This is a genomic window from Janthinobacterium sp. CG_23.4 (genome assembly GCF_029892305.1).
Classification (GTDB): Bacteria; Pseudomonadota; Gammaproteobacteria; order Burkholderiales; family Burkholderiaceae_D; genus Janthinobacterium; species Janthinobacterium lividum_D.
In genome coordinates this window covers 3,407,517-3,431,900 of sequence record NZ_JARXUX010000001.1, presented here as the reverse complement: position 1 = coordinate 3,431,900, position 24,384 = coordinate 3,407,517, and the positions used below count along the sequence as shown (strand labels likewise).

At 58.0% G+C, this 24,384-nt stretch carries 17 protein-coding genes; 9 read left to right on the top strand and 8 right to left on the bottom strand.

The genetic code is table 11. The features are described from left to right. Window positions 1-399 precede the first annotated feature (399 nt). From H4V96_RS15400 to H4V96_RS15380, 5 genes are all read left to right on the top strand, one after another. Entirely contained in the window at window positions 400-1,728 is a 1,329-nt protein-coding gene (locus H4V96_RS15400) for a SidA/IucD/PvdA family monooxygenase (protein WP_196854856.1), read from the top strand. Then, entirely contained in the window at window positions 1,725-2,894 is a 1,170-nt protein-coding gene (locus H4V96_RS15395) for an MFS transporter (RefSeq protein WP_196854857.1), read from the top strand. Before H4V96_RS15400 ends, H4V96_RS15395 begins: the two co-directional genes overlap by 4 nt. Beyond that, window positions 2,891-5,299: a GNAT family N-acetyltransferase gene (locus H4V96_RS15390; RefSeq protein ID WP_196854858.1), complete on the top strand. Its 2,409-nt coding sequence runs from the start codon at window positions 2,891-2,893 to the stop codon at window positions 5,297-5,299. Before H4V96_RS15395 ends, H4V96_RS15390 begins: the two co-directional genes overlap by 4 nt. A gap of 73 nt (window positions 5,300-5,372) precedes the next feature. Further along, window positions 5,373-7,541 carry a TonB-dependent siderophore receptor gene (locus H4V96_RS15385; RefSeq protein WP_196855898.1) on the top strand — a complete coding sequence of 723 codons (2,169 nt, stop codon included), beginning with the start codon at window positions 5,373-5,375 and terminating at the stop codon, window positions 7,539-7,541. Window positions 7,542-7,636: 95 nt separating this feature from the next. Further along, the gene (locus H4V96_RS15380; RefSeq protein WP_196855897.1) at window positions 7,637-8,395 is read left to right on the top strand and encodes a siderophore ferric iron reductase; all 759 of its coding nucleotides are present in this window, start codon (window positions 7,637-7,639) and stop codon (window positions 8,393-8,395) included. Between the two features lie 357 nt (window positions 8,396-8,752). Here H4V96_RS15380 and H4V96_RS15375 read toward each other — a convergent pair whose 3' ends face one another. From H4V96_RS15375 to H4V96_RS15360, 4 genes are all read right to left on the bottom strand, one after another. After that, window positions 8,753-10,843 (bottom strand): methyl-accepting chemotaxis protein, encoded by a 2,091-nt coding sequence (locus H4V96_RS15375; RefSeq protein WP_196855896.1) that lies wholly within the window; start codon window positions 10,841-10,843, stop codon window positions 8,753-8,755. A 48-nt stretch (window positions 10,844-10,891) separates the two neighbouring features. Continuing rightward, window positions 10,892-11,692: a TorF family putative porin gene (locus tag H4V96_RS15370; protein WP_280721038.1), complete on the bottom strand. Its 801-nt coding sequence runs from the start codon at window positions 11,690-11,692 to the stop codon at window positions 10,892-10,894. A 239-nt stretch (window positions 11,693-11,931) separates the two neighbouring features. Continuing rightward, the gene (locus H4V96_RS15365; RefSeq protein ID WP_070346486.1) at window positions 11,932-12,345 is read right to left on the bottom strand and encodes a hypothetical protein; all 414 of its coding nucleotides are present in this window, start codon (window positions 12,343-12,345) and stop codon (window positions 11,932-11,934) included. A 405-nt stretch (window positions 12,346-12,750) separates the two neighbouring features. Further along, complete coding sequence (locus H4V96_RS15360) at window positions 12,751-12,984, bottom strand: DUF3563 family protein (RefSeq protein WP_196855895.1); 234 nt, start codon at window positions 12,982-12,984, stop codon at window positions 12,751-12,753. Between the two features lie 436 nt (window positions 12,985-13,420). On the opposite strand from H4V96_RS15360, the gene fucP reads away from it, so the two are divergent. Next, window positions 13,421-14,725 (top strand): L-fucose:H+ symporter permease, encoded by a 1,305-nt coding sequence (gene fucP, locus H4V96_RS15355; protein WP_196855894.1) that lies wholly within the window; start codon window positions 13,421-13,423, stop codon window positions 14,723-14,725. A gap of 46 nt (window positions 14,726-14,771) precedes the next feature. Here the strand turns inward: fucP and H4V96_RS15350 are convergent, their stop codons facing one another. Continuing rightward, a complete protein-coding gene (locus H4V96_RS15350) occupies window positions 14,772-15,665 on the bottom strand; it encodes a LysR substrate-binding domain-containing protein (protein WP_196855893.1) in 894 nt (297 codons plus the stop codon). A gap of 159 nt (window positions 15,666-15,824) precedes the next feature. Here H4V96_RS15350 and H4V96_RS15345 point away from each other — a divergent pair, with 159 nt between their 5' ends. Continuing rightward, entirely contained in the window at window positions 15,825-17,321 is a 1,497-nt protein-coding gene (locus tag H4V96_RS15345; RefSeq protein WP_196855892.1) for a succinate CoA transferase, read from the top strand. Window positions 17,322-17,415: 94 nt separating this feature from the next. Here H4V96_RS15345 and H4V96_RS15340 read toward each other — a convergent pair whose 3' ends face one another. Then, entirely contained in the window at window positions 17,416-18,078 is a 663-nt protein-coding gene (locus tag H4V96_RS15340; RefSeq protein WP_010399924.1) for a TetR/AcrR family transcriptional regulator, read from the bottom strand. Between the two features lie 312 nt (window positions 18,079-18,390). Here H4V96_RS15340 and H4V96_RS15335 point away from each other — a divergent pair, with 312 nt between their 5' ends. Continuing rightward, window positions 18,391-19,512 (top strand): M14-type cytosolic carboxypeptidase, encoded by a 1,122-nt coding sequence (locus tag H4V96_RS15335; protein ID WP_010399923.1) that lies wholly within the window; start codon window positions 18,391-18,393, stop codon window positions 19,510-19,512. A 12-nt stretch (window positions 19,513-19,524) separates the two neighbouring features. Beyond that, window positions 19,525-19,989 (top strand): CYTH domain-containing protein, encoded by a 465-nt coding sequence (locus H4V96_RS15330; RefSeq protein ID WP_010399922.1) that lies wholly within the window; start codon window positions 19,525-19,527, stop codon window positions 19,987-19,989. Window positions 19,990-20,165: 176 nt separating this feature from the next. Here H4V96_RS15330 and H4V96_RS15325 read toward each other — a convergent pair whose 3' ends face one another. Beyond that, window positions 20,166-21,419 carry a DUF2863 family protein gene (locus tag H4V96_RS15325; protein ID WP_010399921.1) on the bottom strand — a complete coding sequence of 418 codons (1,254 nt, stop codon included), beginning with the start codon at window positions 21,417-21,419 and terminating at the stop codon, window positions 20,166-20,168. A gap of 213 nt (window positions 21,420-21,632) precedes the next feature. Next, the gene (gene acnA, locus H4V96_RS15320) at window positions 21,633-24,353 is read right to left on the bottom strand and encodes an aconitate hydratase AcnA (RefSeq protein ID WP_010399920.1); all 2,721 of its coding nucleotides are present in this window, start codon (window positions 24,351-24,353) and stop codon (window positions 21,633-21,635) included. Window positions 24,354-24,384: the final 31 nt, after the last annotated feature.

Sequence of the window (24,384 nt, the reverse complement as noted above, 5' to 3'; positions counted from 1 at the left end):
CATTTGCATTTGAATTATTGTAGAGCTTGTGACATGATAGATCAAAGAGAAACAGCGCCAGTCTTATCGGCAGCCACTCTTCTTGTGACAATCAAAGCTACATCATAGCTACTCCAGGAAGGTCCTCGACCCCCACCCAGACGGCAACAACCTGCGACGATCCACAGGCAACGGTTTGCTTTCCCCGCCAAAACCATCCCCCAGGATTTTCAGGTAACGCGCACTCGCATAACGCAGTACTTGCCTGACCTCAAGCCATCGGTCTGCAAGCTGCTCAGCACGTTCGACTCGTTCAATTCAGCCACCTCGCACAAGGAGGTAATGAATTTTTTATGCCAATAAAAATTGGGGCTTTACCTCATTGAACTTTTGCCTCAATCCTCCTGGAGAAAAAGTCTCATGCAGCTGCAAACTTATGATTTCATCGCCATTGGCCTGGGCCCATTCAATCTCAGTCTGGCTTGTCTCACCGAGCCCTTAACCGACGTCAACGCATTGTTTCTGGATCAGGTGGAGCAGTTTGAATGGCACGCGGGCATGCTGTTGCCTAACGCCACTTTGCAAACACCATTCATGGCGGACCTGGTCACGCTGGCCGACCCCACCAGCCCTTTCAGTTTTCTCAATTACGCTAAAACGCAGGGTCGGCTCTACTCTTTCTATATCAAGGAAAGCTTTTTCCTGATGCGCAATGAGTACAACGCTTACTGTCAGTGGGCACTTGCACAGCTGTCTAACGTCCGCTTGGGAAACCGCGTAGAACGTGTGGAGTACGATGCAGCAGAAGCGCTATACCTGGTGCATAGCCGCGACCTTCGCAGCGGTCAAATCTGCACTTACCGTGCGCATAAGCTGGTACTGGGCACCGGCACCAGTCCGTTTATTCCAGAGTGCTGCCGCCACCTAGGTGTGCGTGCGCGACATGCTGCCAGTTATCTGCGCGACAAAGCTAGCCTGCAACGCAGGCGCTCCATCACCATTATCGGCAGTGGTCAAAGTGCAGCAGAAATTTACTATGACCTGCTGCAAGATATTGACCGATGCGGTTATCAGCTCAATTGGCTGACGCGCTCGCCACGCTTTTATCCGCTGGAATACAGCAAGCTGACGCTGGAAATGACCTCGCCTGATTACATCGATTACTTTCACGCTCTTCCCGCTACTAAGCGCGACCAACTGATCCGGCAACAGCACGGCCTGTATAAAGGCATTAATCTCAGCTTGATCAACGACATTTTTGATCTGCTCTACAACAAACGCCTGAACGGCGATATAGCCACACGTTTGCTCACCAACGCCGACCTGCGTTTTTGCCATTACGACGAAGTAAGGGATCGTTACGACATGGTGCTGCGCCAGACTGAATCCGGTCAGGACTACCAACAGCAAAGCGAAGCACTCGTACTGGCGACCGGTTATCACTACCAGTTACCTGAGTTCCTGGCGCCAATCCGATCGCGTCTGCGATGGGATGAGAAAAAAAGATTGGACGTCGCGCGTAATTACAGTGTCGATCATGCCGCCAGCGAAGTATTTGTGCAGAACGTTGGCTTATACAGCCACGGTTTGAGTACGCCCGATCTGGGCATGGCTTGCTATCGCAATGCCACTATCGTGCGCGAAATCACCGGTGTCGAACATTACGCCATTGAGCAGCGCATTGCCTTTCAGCAATTTGTACTGCCGCTGGGTAGCGAAGTCATCCCAGAAGAGGCTAGAGCTGCATGAATACCGCCTTTTTTTTACTATCGATGACGGTCGTCGCTGTCATCAGCGACACCATGCTCATTCCGTTTTACCCCCAGTTCTTCGCGCAACGCTTTGGGATGGAAAGTCCCGAGCATGTCGGTGCATATCTGGCGGCAATGAGTGCCACCGTGATCGTGGCGCTGCCCATCTGGGCAAGAGTCGCACGCAAGCTGGCGGTCATTAAATTGCTGGTGATTACTCAGATCGCGGCCGGCCTGTTGTGTTTGTACTGCATGCACATTGAGTCACTTGCGATGTTTTGGCTGGTCTCGCTGTGCATGATTGCTTGCAAAGCCAGCTATCTCTTGATTTACCCCTTCATGATGCGCCTGCAAAAGCCAGAGCGACATGTCTTCATGGCTAGCCTGCTTTCCATCGTGATCCACTTTGGTGGCATTTTCGGCGCCATCATCGGCGGTGTTGTACTGGATCGCTGGTCAGTTGAAGACGTGTTCTTGTTTATGGCAGCCGGTGATGCCATCCAGACGCTGATCTGCATCTACCTGCTGTGCAGCGGCAAGGTCACGCAAAAACCCGATGAGGCTCAGGTACTTGGCCATGGTGCGAGCTCTCGCGCTCGCCGTCCCCTGTATCTGTTGGGAATAGCGATGATGCTGTTCTATTTCAGCGCCTATCTGGTTCGCCCTTTCTTTGCAGAGCACTGGCAACTGGTCTCCGGCATTGATAACACAACGGTATCGGGTCTGGCGTTTGCCATTCCGGCTGGCATGGCACTGCTGGCACTGTGGAGCAATCATGCTGCCAGTCGCAGCCACTTACTGCTCAATCGCCCGCTTCCCTGTCTCATGCTGGGGGCGCTGGGACTGTTGTTGCAAGCCTGGCCGCAGCCTGTCGCTATCGTGCTGGGACGCTGCCTGTTCGGTTGGGCAATGTTTCAGGTCACCGTCCACCTCGATGTGCTGCTTTTCCAGCGAAGTAGGCCAGACGACTACGCCAGGGACTACAGCCTGATCAATCTGTTTCAAAACCTCGGCGTGATTGGATCGTCATTTACTGCCGGCTCACTGGTGGCAAGCCAGGGGCTTTCTGCACCTTTCTTGCTGGCCGCTCTTGGCTTTGTCTTCTCTGTGCTGAGCTATCCCTTGCTATGTCACGTCTCCTCAAAGAAAGCGGTGACTGCATGAAACCAAGCATTCTTTTTGAAAAGCAGCATGCCCGCCTGGGTTCTTTGCAGATACGCCTGCTGCAAGCGCAAGACATACCGGTGCTGCATCGTTGGTTCAACCTCGACTATGCACGTTTTTGGGGCATGCAAGGACAAAGTCTGGATCAGGTCCACCGCTTTTATCAGCAGTTGCAAACGAGCGGACACGCCAATGCTTACGTTGGCATCGTCAAAGACGAGCTGAGTTTTTTGATGGAAAGCTACGCTCCTGCACATGACGAGCTAGGACAACACTATCCGGTACAAGCTGGCGACCGGGGCATGCATTTTTTTGTGGGCCCGGCAGAAAAACCTGTGCACGGCTTCACTCAGGCCGTGCTGGAACTGATCCTGGAGTTCCTGTTTCACGAGCCTTCGATTCAACGCATCGTGGTCGAGCCAGATGTGCGGAACCAAAAAATCCATGCGCTTAATCGCAAAGCAGGTTTTGTCTATCAAGCAGACATCCAGCTTAGCAACAAACTAGCCAGCCTGGCGTTTTGCAGTCGCGCCGATTTTGCCACCGCCTGCATGCACTTGTATCACCCTTCAAACATGACACAGAGGACTTCATCAATGGATATCCGCATTCCCACTTTGCAACATCCACTCAGCCATCTCAACAGTGCCAATTGGGCACAGGCAAATCGTCACCTGGTACGCAAAATACTGAGTGAATTTGCGCATGAAAAACTGCTGGAGGTGTTGCCGCAAAAAGAGGCCAATACCTACCGCGTAAATATCAGCGCGCAAGAGATCAGTTACGTGTTTACGGCGCAGCGTTACGCGCTCGATCATTTGGATATCGTGCCGCAGTCCATACGCAAATTTCAACACGATACGGAAGTTGCGCTCGATGCACTCACCTTGATCATTGAGTTAAAAGACCGGCTCGGTATCAGCACCCAACAACTGCCGATTTATCTCGATGAAATCAGCGCCACACTTAACAGCAAAGCGTTCAAGCAGGTAAAGCAGACACTGAGCTCGGCAGAACTGGTGCAGGCATCTTATCAGCAAGTAGAAACTGGCATGAGTGAAGGCCATCCGGTTTTTATCGCCAACAATGGACGCATCGGCTTCGACAGCCAGGATTTCTTGCGCTATGCGCCAGAGAGTGCAACTGCGCTGGAACTGGAGTGGATCGCCGTGGCAAAAACACATGCCAAATTTTCCAGTGTGCACGAACTCGACTATGCCACTTTGCTGGCCTCGGAGCTGTCCGAAGCCACACTGGCATCGTTCAAATCCAGACTTGCTGATGCCGACTGCCAGATCGGCGACTACTACTTCATGCCAGTCCATCCCTGGCAGTGGCGTGAAAAAATCTCGACCTGTTTTGCTGCCGATATCGCGAACGCGCATATCGTCTATCTGGGTAGTAGCGAAGACCAATATCTCGCCCAGCAATCTATCCGTACCTTCTTCAATATATCGAAGCCGCAGCGTCGCTACGTCAAAACTTCGCTATCTATTTTGAATATGGGCTTCATGCGCGGTCTGTCTCCTTACTACATGAGTGCCACGCCGCAAATCAATGAATGGCTCACAGAGCTGGTCGCTGCCGATAGTGTCTTCAAAGAAAAACGCTTCACAGTACTGCGTGAGGTCGCTTCCATTGGTTATCACAATCGCTATATTGAGGCCGCGGTAGAAAAAGATACGCCGTACAAAAAAATGCTGTCAGCCCTCTGGCGCGAGAGTCCTGTTACTCAACTGCGCGCAGGACAGCAATTGATGACGATGGCCTCGCTACTGCATGTCGATAACGAGGGCCACTCGCTGGCTGCGGCACTCGTCAAACGCTCAGGTCTTGATGCCCACGAGTGGCTGCAGCGCTATCTGGATACGTATCTGACCCCGCTTCTGCATGCCTTCTTTGCCTATGACCTTGTATTCATGCCGCACGGTGAAAACCTGATTATCGTTCTGGAAGACGCCGTTCCACAATTTGTCTTCATGAAGGACATCGCCGAGGAGATTGGCCTACTTAACAGTGATCGCCAACTGCCACCCGGCGTGGATCGTATCTCGGTGAAGATCGAAGACGATATGAAGATCAATTACATCTTTCTCGATATTTTTGACTGCTTCTTCCGTTACCTGGCACCTCTGCTCGACAGGCAGGCAAATTTACCGGAAACACAATTCTGGCAAGCGGTAGCAAGCTGCGTGACGAACTACCAAAGCAGTCACCCTCAGTTTGCTGCTAAGTATCGTCAATTTGATCTGTTCAAACCCGACTTTGTGCGTACCTGCCTCAATCGTCTGCAACTCAATAACAACCAGCAAATGATAGATCTGGATGACAGAGAAAAAAATCTGAAATTTGCCGGCATGCTCGACAACCCATTGCATCAGTTCCGCCTGTCCAGCAAGGCTTGAGCCAGTGACCAGATATGAACAATCGCAACGACCACAACCATCGACTTCCTGTTCAAGAAAGAGAGTCAGATTCATGAAGCGCGCTAAAACACGCAAAGTCCTCGGTTTATTATTGGCCAGCACCAGCCTGACAGAACTAGCTGTCGCTCGCGCCGAAACGAGCTCCGATCCGGCCGTGCTAACCGAGATTACCGTCACGGCCAAACGTCCATCGTCAACGACGACTGAAGATTCGCAGTCCTACACCGCGCCCAGAGCCTCCAGTGCAACTGGTCTTGATCTGTCCCTGCGAGATACACCGCAATCGGTCAGTGTGATTACTCATCAACGCTTGCAAGACCAACGGCTCGAACGCGTGATTGATGTCATCAATGCCACGACGGGCTTGAGTGCCAAACAATACGAGGCAGACCGTTTCAGCTTGTTTTCACGCGGCATGAGCATTACTAACATTTTGTACGATGGCGTCCCCACCTTCTATGACACCCGTTTTAACTATGGCGACAATACGATGGACACCGCGCTGTACGACCGTGTGGAAGTCGTGCGCGGCGCTACTGGCCTGACCACTGGCCCCGGCAATCCCTCGGCCTCGGTCAATCTGATGCGTAAAAAACCGACTGCCGATTTCCAGGGGAGTGCCTTGCTTGGGCTGGGGGCGTGGAATGCCTGGCGCAGCGAAGTCGATGTTGCCGGCCCTATCAATGCCAGCGGCAGCGTGCGTGGGCGTCTGGTCGGCGCGCACCAGGAGAACCAGTCTTTCCTCGACCGGTACCGGCAACAGCGCGACGTTCTCTATGGCGTGATCGAAACTGACCTGAGCAGCGATACGCTCCTCACAGTCGGCATGGATTATCAAAAAAATCGTACTCACGGCACGATATCGGGTGGCTTACCGCTGTTCTATAGTGATGGCAGCAGAACCAATTATCCGCGCTCGTCCTCCACGGCGCAGCCCTGGTCTAAATCAGATACTACGGCGTTCAATGGATTTGCCAGTCTCAGACATGCGCTCAACGAAAATTGGCAACTGCAAGCCAGCTTCGCTTATGGTCACAACCAACTGCAGATGAATAATGCCTACGTCTACGGCGCACCAAATGCGCAAACCAATGTGGGTTTGAACAGTGGTGCCTTCAGCAAGATTGAAGCGACACGCATTCAACATGCTGGCGACCTGCGCCTGAGTGGAAATTACCAATTGTTGGGCCGCCAGCATAAGCTCAATGCAGGCTTGAATCTCAACGAGCAAAGCCTTAATACTCCGTATTACTATCCGAGCGCAGCACTGCCACCGCTCGGTGACTTCCTCACTTCAGGCTACGGCATAGCCGAGCCTGCATGGAGTTCGACCAGTACGATAGGTTCCGATGGCCGTAACAAACAGCAGGCACTCTACACTGTTACGCAACTGTCGCTGACCGACCCGCTATCGCTCATTGTCGGCGGACGCTTCACCAACTACCACAGCAAGACTAACAACTTCGGTACGCGTAGCGATGCTGACTACAAGGAGTTCTCCTTCTATGGTGGCGTCAATTATGCGCTCACCGATACCACGTCGGTCTATGCCAGTTATACGGATATCTTCACGCCGCAAACCGTGCTCGATGCCAATGCAAAAGCACTGGTACCAGAAATTGGACAGAACCGGGAGATCGGCGTCAAAGCAGCCTTGCTGGGTAATGCAGTCAATGTCTCTGCCGCCGTATTTGATATTGATCGCCAACACATAGCCCAAGCGGTACCTGGACAGTATCTGCCGGGACGCGTTCAGGTCTATCAAAGCGTCGGCAGTGGTAAGACACGCGGTTTCGAAACTGAAATTTCCGGCCAGTTAGCCAAGGGCTGGAACCTGACTGCTGGCTATACGGTATTTTCCAGCCATGACGATAAAGGGCAGGCACTCAGTACCACCTTGCCACGCCGTCAATTCAAACTTTTCAGCAGCTACCAGCTCCCGGGCGCATGGAATCAGCTGACCTTAGGCGGCGGCGCCAACTGGCAAAGTCAGAACAGCAATATCGTCAACCGACCTGATCGCAGCAAGGTCAAGCTGGAAGAAGGTTCTTACGCGCTCTGGAATCTGATGGCGCGCTACGAGTTTGACAAGCAGCTGTCGCTCACGGTGAATGTGGAAAACGTGTTCGACAAGACTTATTACTCGCAGCTAGGCCAATACGACCAATACCAGTATGGCAAGCCGCGCAATATCAACGCTACGCTGCGCAAACGTTTCTGATCCGGCACATCAGCGCAAACATCAGGGTGCATAACGCAAGCGATGCACCTTGCTCCGCGATCTTTTCCAACGCTGTCATGCCTTCATGAGGTGTCATGTCACTGCAAGAATTATTCGCCATGATCAGCCAGGTTCTGCCTGGCCTGGACGGTAGTATCGCCGGTCGCCATGGGCAATCTCATCACATGACAATTGATGTCGATCATGCGCCTGCATCGGCAGCACAACATCTGTTTCAATTTTTGCAAAGTAACTACCCGGAAGCCGGTCCGCATTACTGGTCGTGTCGTTGCTGGAACCTGTTGATATGGCAGCCGGTATATCTTTGCGTGCTCAGCACACATGTAGCGCACTGTGTACCGAGTCTGAACGGGATGAGGCAAACGTTGCGCCCTGGGCTTGTTGCCGGATTTTCTCTTCCGCAGCAAGCGCTACTTACCGCAAAAACCGAGAGCTTGATTAAGACTGCAGCAACAAATATCGTTGTACTGCGCGAGTCGCTGTATCTCGCATTATGCAAGCACACCAGACTGCCAGAAAAACTGGCCAATATGCTGGAGGCCGATTGCGTAACGTCGGCACTGCTACATGCCCAGCAACATCGAAAGACGATAGCCAATAGCGACATAAAATACTGGAGCCAACAATGGCTTGATGCGCTGCAACTGCCCTGCACCGATGCAGTGATAGAAGTAAAAATGGAAAAGCAAGCACCACGCCTTGCCATCTGCAGACAATCGTGCTGCCAGCATTTTCGTCGCGCTGATGGGGAAAAGTGCCATGACTGCCCCAAACGCAGCATGCAAGAACGCCATCAGATTTTACGAATGGCATATTGCGCAGCCTCCGATTAGCGCAAATCTGCAAACAGTAGCCGGGTACTGTGTGCATTGAACGTGAGTGGCAAGCGCTTGATGAACGCAAGTTTGGCATCGGCAATATCGGTGTCGCTGGCGGCGCATTACCTTGATATCAGCAGGTAGGCGTGAATTTTCGCAAGGTGGGTATTGTTGGCGCAGGCGCGCTGATTTTTGCGTACTGGTAAAAGTGAGGCTGGCGGAGTTTGTTAGTCTTGTCCTTGCCCTTGCCCTTATTCGTGTCACCTGGTTGGAGCAAATAATTGCCTATGGAAAAACACCAAGGCGCACGATGCTGCTCCGGCTGCGCCCGCGCAAAGGCGATCTTTGCGCGGTAGCGACGCTTTACTGCGCTTAAAACTCTTCCCAGTCATCGCCTGCCGGTGCCTTGGCCGGTGCCTTGGCAGGCGCGTGCTGCGCTGCTTGCGGCTTGGTGATGCTCAGGCGCTTGGCGGGCTTTGGTGTGCTTGGCGTTGCCGCGCGCGGCGTTGCCACGGTGACTGCGGGTGCCGTCTGGCGCACCTGCTCGCCCAGCTTGAACACGCTGACCACCTGGGCCAGGTGGCTGGCCTGGTCTTGCAAGCTTTCGGCGGCGGCTGCCGCTTCTTCGACCAGGGCCGCATTTTGCTGCGTCACGCCATCCATCTGCGCCAGCGCCTGGTTGACTTGGGCGATGCCATCGCTTTGCTCGCTGGTGGCGACGCTGATGTCGGCCATGATGGCGGTGACCTTGCGCACGCTGTCGACTACTTGCTCCATGGTGGCGCCCGCTTCATCGACGAGTTTGCTGCCTGTGGCCACCTTGCCGACGGAATCGTCGATCAGCTGTTTGATTTCCTTGGCTGCCGCGGCAGAGCGCTGTGCCAGGTTGCGCACTTCCGTGGCGACGACGGCAAAGCCGCGTCCCTGTTCGCCCGCGCGCGCCGCTTCCACGGCGGCGTTCAGGGCCAGGATATTGGTCTGGAAGGCGATGCCGTCAATCACGCTGATGATGTCGACGATCTTGTTCGACGACTCATTGATCGAGGTCATGGTCGCTATCACCTTGCCGACCACTTCGCCACTCTTTTGCGCCACATCCGACGCGGAAGCCGCCAATTGATTGGCCTGGCGCGCATGGTCGGCGTTTTCCTTGACCGTGCCCGTCAGCTCTTCCACCGAGGCCGCTGTTTCTTCCAGCGAACTGGCTTGCTGTTCCGTGCGCGCAGACAGGTCGTTATTGCCTTGTGCAATTTCAGCGCTGGAACGCGCCACGTTGTCGGCGCTCGCTTGCACTTGCAGCAGCACGGCGTGGATCTTTTCCACGAATTGGTTGAAACCCTTGCCGATGATGGCCAGCTCGTCGGTGCCCTTGACTTCCAGCTTGACGCGCAGATCGGCGCCGCCGCTGGACAGGTCCGTCATGGTGCGGCCCAGGGCGCGCAGCGGGCGCATGAGCTGGCTGACGACGAGGATTAAAATACCGGCCGTTGCCGCCGCGCACAGCAGGGCGACGATCAGGGTGTAGATCAGCAGCTCGCGGGCCGAGGCGATGGACACGCTTTTCGGGAAGTTCAGTTCCACGCTCCATGGAGCGATATCGGGGTGGATCTGCAGGGGCTGCAGCAAATGGATGTAGCCCTGTTCATCCTCGTATTCATAAGGCTGGCCCTGGCTAATCTTTTCCAGTCCGGCAGTCGGCACGTCGTCGGCCTTCTTGCCCAGCCGCGCAGGCAAGGGGTGGCTGGCGTACAGGCCGCCGTTCGAGATCAGGGCCAGCTTGCCGCCCTCGATCACTTTCAGGTCGGCCAGGATTTTTGCCAGGCGCGTGAGCATGAAGTCGGCGCTGGCCGTGCCCTTGAAGCTGCCATCGATCATGATGGGCGTGACCAGCGACGCCATCAGTACATCCTTGCCGTCGACGGGATAGATGTACGGTTCCGTAAAGAAGGTTTTCCCTGTGCGCTTGGGCACGTCATACCAGTCGTTGGCACCGGGTTTCGGGTCGAAGACGATGGGTTCGACTTGCAGCTTGCCGCCGACGCCCCGCGTCCAGTAGGGCATGAAGCGGCCGCTGGCGTCGTAGTTCGGTTTCTGGTTGGCAAATTCCGCATCCTTGCCGTCGAGTGCGTTCGGCTCCCACGTGACGGCCGCACCGATCAAGTCTTCCGAACCGCTCAAGGTGGCCTTGGTCAGTTCATTGATTTGCTCGCGCTGCAGCGGCAGGCTGGCGCTTTTGGTGCCGCGCATGGCACCGGCCAGGCTGCTGACGCTGGCCAGATTGCTACCGATACGTGCCTGCAACGCAGCTGCTACTTCGCGCGCCGAGGTGCGCGCCAGTGCCAAAGCGGCTGCCTCGGCGCTGGCGCTGCTCTTGTAGCCGATCACCGCCGCCGTGATGCCCAGGCTGAGGACGGCAAGCGCGGTGGCGGCGACGCAGATTTTGCTGTTGAGGGAAAGTTGCATGATGCTGTTCCTTGGTAAGGAGTGGTATCGGTGCCTCGGGCGGCGCGCCTAGAACGTCTTGCTGATGGCCACGACCAGCGTGGTCGCGGCAGGGTTCGAGGTGTCGAACTGGCCGGCTGCATTCGGGATGCCCAGTGTGTAATTGTCATAGGCGTTGGTGGCACCCCAGGCGCGCGTGACGGCGGCGCTGGCGCTCCAGCCGCCGTCGAAGGCCCGTATGATGCCGACCTTGGCGTCGCGCCAGTTCCAGATGGCATTGCCAGTGCCGGCCACCCGGCCATTGCCGGCATGCAGATTCAAGGTCCAGGCATTGCCCAGGTCGACATTCGCGCCTACGTCCAGGTAGCCCGTGCCACGCGCATTGGTGACGCCGAAAAAGTCCCGCGTGACGGTATGGTTGTACTTGGCGTACAGCATCTTGTAGCTCAGGCCCAGCGACAATTCGCCATAGTCGTATTTGACGCCTGTGGCGCGGTAGACGGCACCCGGATACGCGTAGTAATACGCCAGCACGCTATAGCCGAGCTCGCCCGCCGTGCCGCTGTAGCCGCCATACAGGTCCCATTCGATGCGGGCGTCTTCGATATAGCGGTCGCTGACGGTGGAAGCCCACGTTCCCAGCGACCAGCCGCTCGGGTGCACGTAGTCGGCGCCCACTTGCAGCGCGGGTTTGCCCCAGGTCTGGCGAAAGCCGCGTGAAATGTATTGCGAGGTGAGGCTGGCATTGGCGCTGAAAGTAGCGGCAGTGGTGTTCGTGCTGTCCGTGCTCTGCGCCTGTACGGGCAGAGCGGCAAGCAGCAGGGCATAGCCGAGCAAGGATGTTACGCGAAGGTTGCGGTACGATCTCATGGCACTTAGCTCCGTATCTTCTGGCAGCGGCCGTCCAGGCGCGTTGCCCTGATGGTTGCAATATACAAATGCGGAAAGGACTCTGCGCGAGTAAGACTACACCGTCTGCACATCCGTAGCAATATGCATACATTCTCACCAAACGTTACAAAAGATAGGGGCTAGGGTGAGTGGAAGTCAACAAAGTTGCAATTTGGAAATTGCGAGTTGTTGTTTCCTGTCACTTTTTCATGTGCCTGTCATACTGCTGGCGTGCCGCGGCTGGCTGCCTGTTGCAAGCTCGCTAGCAGGCCGGGCAGGGCAGCATGCAGGGCGGGCAGGTCGCCAGCCTGCAACTCGGCCTGCGCTTCCACCTGGCCCGATGGCTGGCCCCAGACGATCTTTGCGCCCAGTCGGGCGCCGGTGTCGAGCCCGGTGACGCTGACCAGCAGGGCGACTTCTTCCGGCGCATCCTCGGGCACCTCTTCGAGCAGGCAGGAAATACCAAAATGATAGTCTTGGAAAGTGCTGTTCGTGCCACTGGAAAAAGCGAACACCGAGGCGAGCACCTGCGGCGCAGCGGCCGCGAGTGGCGCCAGGGCGGCGCGGAACAGGGGCAGCAAATCGTTTTCCAGCTGGAGCACGAGCGGATGAGTATGGCTGAGGACGGTCATGTGGGGCTGGAAGAAGTGGCGGCGCGCGATGTTAGCAGTTTTCAGTGCCGCCGTGGCCCGGCGTCAGGCGGCGTAGCTGCTGCTGCGCGGCGTGAGGGCGAAGATGGTCTCGCCCCGCGCGATCGCCGTCGCTTGCGCGGCCGTTAGAAGTACGTAGTAAAACTAGCGTGGTAAAACTGCATGAGCTGCTAGTGCAAGGTGTAGATGGGCGCGAAAACGGCCTGCTGCACTGCATCATGATGAGCTTGGTCCGGCGCCATGCCGGGTTCGCGACGATGGCATTTGCAGCGCGCCTGTGTAGGCCATCCTGTGCTCAAGCGCAAGGCGAGCAGGATGGCGCTACCGATGTTGCAACAGCCTGTGATGATGCTGGGCTGCGGTCAGTGCTTGGCGACTGCGTCACAATTAACGGCTCAGGCCGCTCATCCAGCTTGGCTGCGGGTTGGCACGGGCCAGTTCGCGCATGCGGTATTCCAGATCGTAACGATCGGTCGATTCGGCCAGGTAGGCTTCTTCGACAGCACGCTCGCGGCGCTCGCTGCGTTGCTTCAGCCAGGTGCCCAGGCGTTTGGCGGTGAGGATCAGAGTGGCGACGATATTGTTGTGTTGCGTGGTGTGATAGGTAAATGCGGTAGACATGGCAGACTCCTAGTGTGTCGTGCTGCGATATGCTGCACTGCACTATAATTATACCGATTCCAAGATATAAGGCTACTTTCGATTTCAAATGTCAGCTATTCAATTTTGAAATAACGGGTGGGAAAGCTGCGCAATAAAGGGCTTTAAGGCATAATGCCGGCGCAGTATCGTAGTTTTACTACAAGACTGTTTTGCGCTGGATGTTGTTTTAAGACGCAGCCAGTCGGTGTGCCGCGCCTAGCAAGCAGCGTTCTGACGAGAAACGGTCAGTCGTGCGTCTGCCGCGCGCAAGCGTCGCCCTGCCTGTCCCCGTATCGCTGATGGCAGTCATGGTCCACGCTGATATCTGCGCGCTGCTTGCGCTTCTTGGTGCTGCCCGGGTGGAAACGCTTCCACGGCTGGCAAGATCAACTTGGAATTGAAAAATGGAGAAGGTATGGAATACGTAAAGCAAGGCCAGGGCGTACCGTCCGCACAGGCTGGCACGCAAAACAATACAGGCGCCCTGATCATTGTCACGCTGCTGTTTTTCATGTGGGGACTGCTGACATCGCTCAATGATGTACTGATTCCCCATCTGCGCTCGATCTATACCTTGACCTATGTCCAGGCGATGTTGGTGCAGTTCTGCTTCTTTGGCGCTTACGCCATCGTCTCGCTGCCGGCCGGCATGCTGATCAAGAAAATTGGCTATCAGCGCGGCGTCGTCGCAGGTTTACTGATCGCCGCCGCCGGCTGCGCCATGTTCTACCCGGCGTCCACTGGCAGCTATGCGCTGTTCCTGCTGTCGTTCTTCATCCTGGCGGCCGGCATCACCGTGCTGCAGGTGGCGGCCAATCCCTATGTGACGGAGCTGGGCGACCCGCAGACGGCGTCGAGCCGCCTGACCCTGACGCAAGCGTTCAATGCGCTGGGCACCACCGTGGCGCCGGCGCTGGGCGGCATACTCATTTTGTCAGGTACCGTGCTGACGGTGCAGCAGTTCGACCTGCTGCCGGCGGCCGAGCAACTGGCCTACCGCGCCAAGGAAGCGGCCTCCGTGCAAGGCCCTTACCTGGTGCTGGCCGCGACCCTGGTGTTGCTGGCCGTGCTGTTTGCGCTGGCAAAATTGCCGAAAATTTCGCACGCGGACGAGGCGGCGGCGCTGGCGCATGCTGGCGACAAGGTCTCGATCTGGTCGCACCGTCACCTGGTGCTGGGCGCGCTGGCCATCTTCCTCTACGTCGGTGGTGAAGTCAGCATTGGCAGCTTCCTGATCAATTTCTTGGGCGAGCGCCATATCGCGGGCCTCAGTCACGCCGACGCCGCCTATTTTGTCAGCTATTACTGGGGTGGCGCCATGCTGGGCCGCTTCGTCGGCTTTGCCGTGATGCGTTACGTCAGCCCGGGCAAGACCCTGGCCTTCAATGCCGCCGTGGTGATCGCGCTGATCCTCGTTGCCGTGTTCTCCAGCGGCCATACGGCCATGTGGGCATTGATTGCCGTCGGCCTGTTCAACTCCATCATGTTCCCGACCATTTTCAGCATGGCCCTGAACAAGCTCGGTGCGCAAACGGGTCAAGGTTCCGGCATCCTGTGCATGGCCATCGTCGGCGGTGCCATCGTGCCGTTCATCCAGGGCTTTCTGGCCGACCACATCAACCTGCAGTTGTCCTTCCTGGTACCGGCCCTGTGCTACACCTTCATCTTGTACTTCGGCTGGAAATACGCCAGCATGTACAACGAAGCCGCGGCCAAATAAGCTGCGCTGTCGCGATCAATCAAAAGGGTGGCCTCGGCCACCGGCGTCAGTGCGTGAACTGTGTGCCCAGCACGTCCTGGCATACTTCGAGCCAGGCGCGCGCCGCGTGCGACAGATAACGCCCGCTCCACACGTGCGCCACCTGCCAGGCCACTTCAGGTTCGACGAGGCGTACCGTTTCCAGGGGGACGCCGGCCAGGCGGTGGATGAACGGCTCCGGCAGCAGCGCCACGCCCAGGCCTGCCGAGGCCATTGCCACCAGCCAGTCCCACTGGCCGCTCTGCGCCGCAATGTTCGGCGTGAAGCCCGCTTGCGCGAAATGCTGGCGCAGGCTGCGCGTGAGGGCGAAATCATCTTTTAGCAGCACCAGCGGCAGCCCGGCCAGGGCCTTGAAGGGCAGTGTCGTGCGTTTTTTTTGGAACGTGCCCGCTTCGGCCAGGGCCCAGATCGGGTAGCTGGCGATGCTGACGGCGACGAGATCCAGTTCCGGGTCGGCCGGCAGCACCGTCATGCCGATTTCGAGTTCCCCGGCCGCCACCTTGCGTTCTATTTGCTGGCCCGTATCTTCCTGCAGGGTCAGGCTGATGTTCGGGTGGCGCGCGCGAAATGCCTTCAATACGGGCGTGAACAGCACATTGATCATGGGCGGGATGCCAACCGTCAGGCTGCCGCGCTGCAAGGCCTGGGTATCGCGCACTTCCAGGGTCAGCTGGCGCATATTGGCCAGCATTTCCTGGCCGTGCTGGTAGACGATGCGGCCCGTGTCGGTGAGCGTCAACTTGCGCCCGTCGCGCACCAGCAGCTGCGCGCCGACTTCATCTTCCAGCTGGCGCACCATCTTGCTGATGGTCGATTGTGTCAGGTGCAGCGATTCTGCCGCCTGCGTAAAGCTCGACAGGCGTACGGTTTCGACAAAATAGCGCAGGGAACGGATATCCAAGATGGGGCTCGCCTCGGCGCGGCATGAAAATATCGACTGGATTTTACGAAATTAATTCATGCCATGCATGTAAGCACGATTTTATACTGAATCGACTTATGGGGCTGGCGTATGACAGCCATCGAGTTTGAGAATATAAAGAATATCAGGAGCATCACGATGTACGAGGACCGTATTCGCCACCCAGGCTTGCTCAGCAAAATCATGAGCGCCGATGAGGCAGCAAAATTATTCCATAACGGCATGCGTGTCGGCATGAGCGGCTTCACCCGCGCCGGCGACGCCAAGGCCCTGCCGCGCGCACTCGCCGAGCGCGCCCTGAGAGATCCATTGAGCCTGACGTTGATCACGGGCGCTTCGCTGGGTAATGGCAGCGATGGCCTGATGGCCGAGGCGGGCGTGCTGGCACGCCGCATGCCGTTCCAGGTCGACCCGGTCTTGCGCGGCAAGATCAACAACGGCGAAGTCATGTTTATCGACCAGCATCTGTCGGAAACGGCCGAGCAACTGCGCTCGGGCAACCTGGCCGCCATCGATATCGCCGTCATCGAAGCGACGGCCATCACGGCCGCCGGCGCCATCATCCCGACCATGTCGGTGGGCAACTCCGCCGCCTTCGCCCAGCAGGCAACGCAGCTCATCATCGAAATCAACCTGTCCACGCCGCTGGCGCTGGAAGGCTTGCACGACATCTATATTCCGCAAACTTTGCCGGGCCGCGCACCGATCCCGCTCACGCGCGTCGACCAGCGCCTGGGCAGCACGGCCATCGCCATCGATCCGGCGCGCATCGCCGCCATCGTCATCACGGATAGCCCGGACAGCCCGTCGAACGCCTTGCCGCCGGACGCTGAGACGCAGGCGATTGCCAGCCACGTGATCGCCTTCCTGCAGGGCGAAGTGGCGGCCGGGCGCATGGGACCCGAATTGCTGCCCTTGCAGGCGGGCATCGGCACCATCGCCAACGCCGTGCTGCATGGCCTGATCGGTTCGCCCTTCCAGAACATGACGATGTATTCGGAAGTGCTGCAAGACAGCGCGATCGAGTTGCTCGATTCGGGCCAGTTGGCGTTTGCCTCGGCCTCGTCGATTACCCTGTCGGCCGAGGTGCATCAAAAGCTGATGGACAATATCGACCATTACCGCTCGAAGATCGTGCTACGCCCGCAAGAGATCAGCAACCATCCCGAGATTGTGCGTCGCCTGGGCATCATCGCCCTCAATACGGCGCTCGAATTCGACATCTACGGCAACGTCAATTCCACGCACGTGTGCGGCACGCACATGATGAACGGCATCGGCGGCTCGGGCGACTTTGCGCGCAACGGGCAAGTATCGATGTTCGTGTCGAAATCGGCAGCCAAGGGCGGACGCATTTCCAGCGTCGTGCCGATGGTCTCGCATGTCGACCATACGGAGCATGACGTCGATGTGCTGGTGACGGAGTGGGGCTATGCGGACTTGCGTGGCTTGGCGCCGCGCGAACGGGCGCCGTTGATCATCGAACGTTGCACGCATCCCGATTATCGCGCGCAATTGCGTGCGTACTACGACGCGGCATGCCAGCGTGGCGGCCACACGCCGCACCTTCTGGACCAGGCGCTGTCGTGGCATACGCGCTACCAGGAAACGCAGAGCATGCTGGCAGCGCAGTGAGCTTCGCTGAAAGAATGAAATAAAGACAGGGCTGGCCTGCGCATGGCCGCGCCTGCGCATTTGTTGCCTGGCGCAGCTTGCGTCAGATGAAGGATCAGAGCGCCGGCGCAAAGCGCAGGCCGATGCCTGTCGTCACGACGGCCAGCAAGTCGTCGATATGCGCGTTCATCTCCGGGTGCGGCGTCCATGGGTCGCCCGCATCCATGACGATGCGCAGCGAAACGAGGCCGTGCAGTGCTTGCCAAAAGATTTGCGTCATCGCGTGCAGCGTCGGCGCGTCCTGGCGCACCTTGCCTGCCTGTGCCAGTTCGCCGAACAGGTGCAGCGCGTAGGCGTAGGGATCTTGCTCGATATTGCCGTGTTCCACGTCGACGGCGTCGATGTGCGCATGTGGACGCCTTTCCATAAAGATTAGCGCATACTCGTCGGGATGCTGGAAGCCGTACGTGATGTAGGCGCGGCCGACCAGGCTGATGCGCTCCCACGGGTCTGTGCTGTTGGTGCAGGCGGCACGCATGGCGCGCACCAGTTCCAGCAAGTCCTTGTCCATGGCCTGGGCGATCAAGGTGGCCTTGTCGCGGAACAGGGCGTAGACGACGGTGGTGGAAAAGCCGGCCGCCTCGGCCACCTTGCGGATGGAGACGGCGCGCGCGCCCCCCTGCTTGATGAGATCTTTGACGACCTCGATGATGTGCTCGCGCCGGGTATGGGCCTCGCGTAATTTTCTTTCCTGAATATTGGTCAACTTCTTGTCCACGACTCTTTCCTGGCAACGCGATGAAAGCAAGAATTATAGGGGGACGATGGGCCGTCAGTGTGTCTGGCATTGTTACAATCGAGTTTTTTGTCCGGTGGACGCGACAGGGCACCGATTTTTGTCCTTTTGCCCGGCGCTTTTCCATCGATGCCATTGATTGCTGCATAAATCGCCGGTCCAGGCTTTGCGAACGGCGCCAAAGGGCGGAAAATAGCGCGATAGCTTACACTGCGTTTTCAGCGCAACGGCGCCAGCCCACGAGGCGGGGCCCGAATACTTAGCCGGAATACTTACTTAGGACGGGATCATTATATGACCATTAAAATCAGCCAGAACTTCGACTCGGGTGCCATCGAGGTGGTGAGCGCCACCAGCTTTGCTGCCATCGAGCTGAACTTGCGCAAGGATAGCCACGCCGATATCCATCAGTGGTTCCACTTCCGCCTGCAAGGCGCGCGCGGCCAGGCATGCACGCTGCGCATCCTCAATGCAGGCCAGGCCACGTATCCGGCCGGCTATGAAGGCTACCAGGCCGTGGCCAGCTACGACAGCGAAAACTGGTTCCGTGTGCCGACCTCGTTCGACGGCCAGGTCATGACCATTTCGCACACGCCGGAACTCGACAGCGTGTACTACGCCTACTTCGAACCGTATTCGTGGGAACGCCATTTGCGCCTGCTGGGCGAAGTGGCCGAGCATCCGCTGGCGCGCGTTTCCGATTTGGGCAGCACGGTCGACGGCCGCGACATGAATTTGGTCACCATCGGCAATCCGCAGGCGGAAAAGAAAATCTGGATCATCGCGCGCCAGCATCCGGGCGAATCGATGGCCGAATGGTTTGTCGAAGGCCTCATCGATTCCCTGTTGGACGATGCCAACCCGATCGCGCGCAAGCTTTTGCAGCGCGCCGTGTTCCACATCGTGCCGAACATGAACCCGGACGGCTCCATCCGCGGCAACTTGCGCACGAATGCCGCTGGTGCCAACCTGAACCGTGAATGGATGACGCCATCGCTGGAATCGAGCCCGGAAGTGCTGTGTGTGAAAAACGAGATCCACGCAACGGGCGTCGACATGTTCTTCGACATCCACGGCGATGAAGCGCTGCCATACAACTTTGTGGCCGGCAACGAAATGCTGGAAAACTTCACGCCCGAGCAAGCAGCGCAACAAAAGGCTTTCATCGAGCGCTACAAGCAGGCCAGCCCCGATTTCCAGGACAAGTTCGGCTATGCTGCCAGCAAGTACAAGTCGGACATGCTGACGCTGGCATCGAAATACATCGGTCACCATTTCGGCTGCCTGGCGCTGACCCTGGAAATGCCGTTCAAGGAAAACGCCGACTTGCCCGATCCGGCCGTAGGCTGGAATGGCGCGCGCAGCGCGGCCCTGGGCGCGGCCATGCTGCAGCCTATCTTGCTGTCGCTCGATTGAACGGCGTTGATCATGGGCGTCGAGATCGAACGTAAATTCTTGTTGCAAGGCGACGCCTGGCGTGGCCTGGGGCAGGCCGTCTTGCTGCGCCAGGGGTATTTGTCGTCCGCGCGCGAGCGCGTGGTGCGCGTGCGCATCGAGGGGCAGCAGGCGATGCTGACCATCAAGGGTGCGAACGTGGGCGCAACGCGCGGCGAGTGGGAGTATCCGATTGCGCTGGCCGATGCCGTTGAACTGCTCGACGGCCTGTGCGAACAGCCGCTGATCGAAAAGGTCCGCCACCGCATCGAACACGCAGGCATGGTGTGGGAAGTCGATGAGTTCCTGGGGGCTAACGCGGGCCTGGTGGTGGCCGAGATCGAACTGGCCTCGGAAGACCAGCCCTTCGAGAAACCCGACTGGGTTGGCGCGGAAGTGTCGGGCGATGCGCGCTACTACAACGCGAACCTGATCCGGCAACCGTTTTCGCAGTGGTGATGGGGCGATAAACGCGGCTTGAAATGCAAAAAGGCGGAACCGGGGTTCCGCCTTTTTTTGCATGCGCTGGTGGTGTTGTCGGATTACGCGCTGCGCGCTAATCCGACCTACAGCCCGTACCGGCATCGTAGGTCGGATTAGCCGGTAAGGCGTAATCCGACAACACCGTTACAGCATCAGTGGAAATGCTCTGTACCCTGTGGCGTATCCTCGGGCATTTCCGCGTGCGCCAGCTCACCGACAGAATCGGCAAACAGGGGCGCGCCGCAATCGTCGCAGTATTCACCGACGTAACGTTCCGCGTGGCGCTTGATCTGTGTCACGCCGGCGGCGTTCAGGTGCTCGATGATTTCATCGACAGGCGTCTTTTGCTTGTCCAGCGCGGCGATGCCGACCTGGATCAAGCCTTCGATCGGCGTGCCATCCTCGTCTTCCTGGCCATACAGGGGCCAGACGATGCCGTAGATGACGTCCGGTGCCTGGCGCAGGGTGAAGGCGATGCGGTACTCATCGACCTGGCCATCGGCCGCTTCTTCGCCGAAGCCGGCGATGACGGCGCGCAGTTCCGACGCTTCGATGGCCAAGGTGTGCGTCAGGAAGTGCACGGCGGCGCGCACCGAGACGGGGCGTATCAGCTTGTCCGCTTCGCGGCAAGCCACGTAGTACGCCTCTGGCAGCAGCAACTCCAGGCCGCAGCCGGGCAGCAGGCGGGCGATGGTCGGCGTCGCCTGCGTGCGCCATTGTTCCAGGGCGGCGCTGCGCTCGGCGATGAAGTCGAGCTGGCTGGCCGGCGTCTGCCAGCGGAACAGCGGTGCGCCGCTTGGCGCCACCACGGCTACCAGCAGGTAGCGCGTGTCGGCCAGGAAGGGGGCCGTTTCCGCTTCTTTGGACAAGGGCTTGACGGCTGTGCCTTTCAGGGCGGCGAGTGCCAGTTTCTGCGTCTTGGTATACGTTTCGACGTGGCTGCGCGGCAATTGGTCGATCGAATACAAAGTTGGCGCCATGGCCATCTTCGTGCCATCGGCCAGCAGGTGGGCGGCGAAATGCGCCGACAGCACGCCGTGCGCGTCGCCGGCCATGGTGCCGGAGGCGATGGAAAAGCGCGTCCAGGCGAGGATGGGCACGGCCACCAGCAGGGCATCGTAGCGCACGTCTTCATGTGTGATGACGGTCGATTCGCTGATGGCTTCAACGCAGTCCATCAGTACGTCGTAGGCGTTCAAGTCTTCCTTGAACAGGCTGCCCAGGGTGTTGTCGATGGTGTCCTGGTGGCCGGTTTTGAGTAATTTCTGGAGCTGCGTATCCAGGCTGTGTTCCCAGGACCGCTCTTCGAGACGGCTGGCTGCCTGTACGATCGCCTGGGCAAAGGTGACCAGGCGCTGGCTGTCGGCAGTCAGTTTATGGGATGAATCTTTGGAAGGACGACGCATAGCGGGGTAAGAGTCTCGGAAAGTGGAAAAAATAGATCAGGCTAACAAGGATAAACCCTGATGACCGTATTGTAGAGGATTCGGCCGCACGCAATACAGAAGCTCCTTGCAGATCATGCCAATAGTCGAAATTTCAAGGAAAAACAGGCTGCAGGGACGAAAAAAAGCGCCGGTCGAAACCGGCGCTCTTGTCTTGCTACACAGCTGGGCAGATTACTCGGCCAGCAACTGACGCAGCACGAATGGCAGGATACCGCCATGCTTGTAGTAATCGACTTCGATCGGCGTATCGATGCGCAGCAGCACTTTCACGTCGACGCTGGTGCCGTCGGCGCGGTGGATCACCAGGGTGGCCAGTTGCTGTGGCTTGATTTCGCCTTCGAGGCCTTTCAGGTCGAACGTTTCATTGCCGGTGATGCCCAGCGTTTGCACGCTGTCGTCGCCGATGAATTGCAGTGGCAGCACGCCCATGCCCACCAGGTTCGAGCGGTGGATGCGCTCAAACGAACGGGTGATCACGGCTTTCACGCCCAGCAGCTGGGTGCCCTTGGCGGCCCAGTCGCGCGACGAGCCCGTACCGTACTCTTCGCCGCCGAAGACCATGGTTGGCGTGCCTTCAGCAACATACTTCATCGCTGCGTCGTAGATCGACATCTGTTCGCCGGAAGGCTGGTGAACCGTGATGCCGCCTTCGACTGCCGAACCGTCAGCCTTGGCAGGGATCATGCGGTTTTTGATACGCACGTTGGCAAACGTGCCGCGCATCATGATTTCATGGTTGCCGCGACGCGAGCCGTAGGAGTTGAAGTCCGCTTTCAGGACGCCGTTTTCCTTCAGCCATTTGCCTGCAGGACCGTTTTCCTGGATCGAGCCGGCTGGCGAGATGTGATCGGTGGTGATGGAATCGCCGAACACGCCCAGTGCGCGCGCGCCTTCGATGCCGGTGGCCACTGCTGCTGGCGTCATCGAGAAGTTGTCGAAGAACGGTGGTTCCGCGATGTAGGTCGATTTTGGCCAGTTGTAGACTTGACCCGACACGGTGGTTACTTTTTCCCACAGCTTGCCTGGTGCGCCCTTGACGTCGGCGTAGTTGTCCTTGAACACCTTGGCGTTCATGGCGAACTTCATCATGGCCGACACTTCAGCCGAGGTCGGCCAGATGTCGCCCAGGTAGACGTCCTTGCCGCCCTTGCCCTTGCCCACAGGCTCGGTCATCAGGTCGCGCGTCATGTTGCCGGCGATGGCGTAGGCGACGACCAGCGGTGGCGAAGCGAGGAAGTTCGAGCGGATGTTCGGGTGAATACGCGCTTCGAAGTTGCGGTTGCCTGACAGCACGGCCGAGGCGACGATGTCATGCGTGGCAATCGCAGCATTGAGCTCAGGCGTCAGGTCGCCCGCATTGCCGATACAGGTGGTGCAGCCGTAGGCGGTCACGCCAAAGCCCAGTTTTTCCAGGTAGGGCAGCAGGCCGGCAGCGGTCAGGTACTCGGTCACGACGCGCGAGCCGGGAGCCAGCGAGGTCTTGATGTGTGGTGCCACTTTCAGGCCGGCTTCGACGGCTTTCTTGGCCAGCAGGCCGGCAGCGAGCATCACGCTCGGGTTCGAGGTGTTGGTGCACGAGGTGATCGCGGCGATCAGCACGTCGCCGTTCGATACTTTCACCTTATTCGTCGTTTCGTACACGACGTTCAGGTCGTCTGGATTCTTGTTGAAGCCGTTTTCCGTGGTTGGCTTGGAGAACAGTTCGGCGAAGTTCGCCTTGACGTTGCCAATTTCGATACGGTCTTGCGGGCGTTTCGGACCGGCCAGCGAAGGAGCGACCGTCGCCAGGTCCAGTTCCACCACGCGGGTGTAGTCGATGTCGCCAGCTTTCGGCACGCCGAACAGGTTTTGCGCCTTGAAGTAGCCTTCGAACGCGGCGATTTCAGCCTTGCTGCGGCCGGTGCCCTTGAAGTAATCGATGGTCGCTTCGTCGACTGGGAAGAAGCCCATGGTCGCGCCGTATTCCGGTGCCATGTTGGCGATCGTCGCGCGGTCGGTCAGTGTCAGCGATTCGGTGCCGTCGCCGAAGAATTCGACGAACTTGCCGACGACTTTCTCTTTGCGCAGCAGTTCGGTGATGGTCAGTACCAGATCGGTGGCGGTGCAGCCTTCGCGCAGCGCGCCCGACAGGTTCACGCCGATCACGTCTGGCGTCAGGAAGTAGACCGGTTGGCCCAGCATGCCCGCTTCCGCCTCGATGCCGCCCACGCCCCAGCCGACTACGCCGATGCCGTTGATCATGGTGGTGTGCGAGTCGGTGCCGACCAGGGTGTCAGGGTAGTACACGTCGCCGGCTTTCTTGCCTGCGTAGTGCACGCCGCGCGCCAGGTATTCCAGATTGACCTGGTGGACGATGCCGAAGCCTGGTGGCACGACGCCGAAGGTGTCGAAGGCTTGCATGCCCCATTTCATGAACTGGTAACGCTCGTTGTTACGCGAGAATTCCAGTTTCATGTTCAGGTCCAGCGCTTTCTTTTCGCGGTAGTGATCGATGGTGACCGAGTGGTCGACCACCAGGTCGACCGGCACCAGCGGTTCGATTTTCTTGGCGTCGATGCCCATCTTGGCGGCCACGTTGCGCATCGCTGCCAGGTCGGCCAGCAGTGGAACACCGGTGAAGTCTTGCAGCACGACGCGCGCCACTACGAACGGGATCTCGTCGGTGCGCTCGGCGGTCGGGCCCCAGCTCGCCAATTGCTTGACGTGTTCTTCGGTGACTTTTTTGCCGTCGCAATTGCGCAATACCGATTCGAGTACGATGCGAATCGACACTGGCAGGCGGGAGACATTGATGCCCAGGCTTTTTTCCAGAGCAGGCAGGGAGTACAGCTTGCCCTTCTTGCTAGCCGAAATATTAAAGTCCTTGAGCGTGTTCAGAGTGTTGCGGGACATGACCTCTCCTTGTTGGGTATCGTCTATTTAT

Coding starts and splice junctions, on each gene's coding strand:
- H4V96_RS15400 (WP_196854856.1), top strand. CDS start 400: ATGCAGCTGCAAACTTATGATTTCATCGCCATTGGCCTGGGCCCATTC.
- fucP (WP_196855894.1), top strand. CDS start 13,421: ATGGAATACGTAAAGCAAGGCCAGGGCGTACCGTCCGCACAGGCTGGC.
- H4V96_RS15325 (WP_010399921.1), bottom strand. CDS start 21,419: ATGCGTCGTCCTTCCAAAGATTCATCCCATAAACTGACTGCCGACAGC.
- H4V96_RS15370 (WP_280721038.1), bottom strand. CDS start 11,692: ATGAGATCGTACCGCAACCTTCGCGTAACATCCTTGCTCGGCTATGCC.
- H4V96_RS15335 (WP_010399923.1), top strand. CDS start 18,391: ATGACCATTAAAATCAGCCAGAACTTCGACTCGGGTGCCATCGAGGTG.
- H4V96_RS15330 (WP_010399922.1), top strand. CDS start 19,525: ATGGGCGTCGAGATCGAACGTAAATTCTTGTTGCAAGGCGACGCCTGG.
- H4V96_RS15345 (WP_196855892.1), top strand. CDS start 15,825: ATGTACGAGGACCGTATTCGCCACCCAGGCTTGCTCAGCAAAATCATG.
- H4V96_RS15390 (WP_196854858.1), top strand. CDS start 2,891: ATGAAACCAAGCATTCTTTTTGAAAAGCAGCATGCCCGCCTGGGTTCT.
- acnA (WP_010399920.1), bottom strand. CDS start 24,353: ATGTCCCGCAACACTCTGAACACGCTCAAGGACTTTAATATTTCGGCT.
- H4V96_RS15375 (WP_196855896.1), bottom strand. CDS start 10,843: ATGCAACTTTCCCTCAACAGCAAAATCTGCGTCGCCGCCACCGCGCTT.
- H4V96_RS15395 (WP_196854857.1), top strand. CDS start 1,725: ATGAATACCGCCTTTTTTTTACTATCGATGACGGTCGTCGCTGTCATC.
- H4V96_RS15380 (WP_196855897.1), top strand. CDS start 7,637: ATGTCACTGCAAGAATTATTCGCCATGATCAGCCAGGTTCTGCCTGGC.
- H4V96_RS15360 (WP_196855895.1), bottom strand. CDS start 12,984: ATGTCTACCGCATTTACCTATCACACCACGCAACACAACAATATCGTC.
- H4V96_RS15365 (WP_070346486.1), bottom strand. CDS start 12,345: ATGACCGTCCTCAGCCATACTCATCCGCTCGTGCTCCAGCTGGAAAAC.
- H4V96_RS15385 (WP_196855898.1), top strand. CDS start 5,373: ATGAAGCGCGCTAAAACACGCAAAGTCCTCGGTTTATTATTGGCCAGC.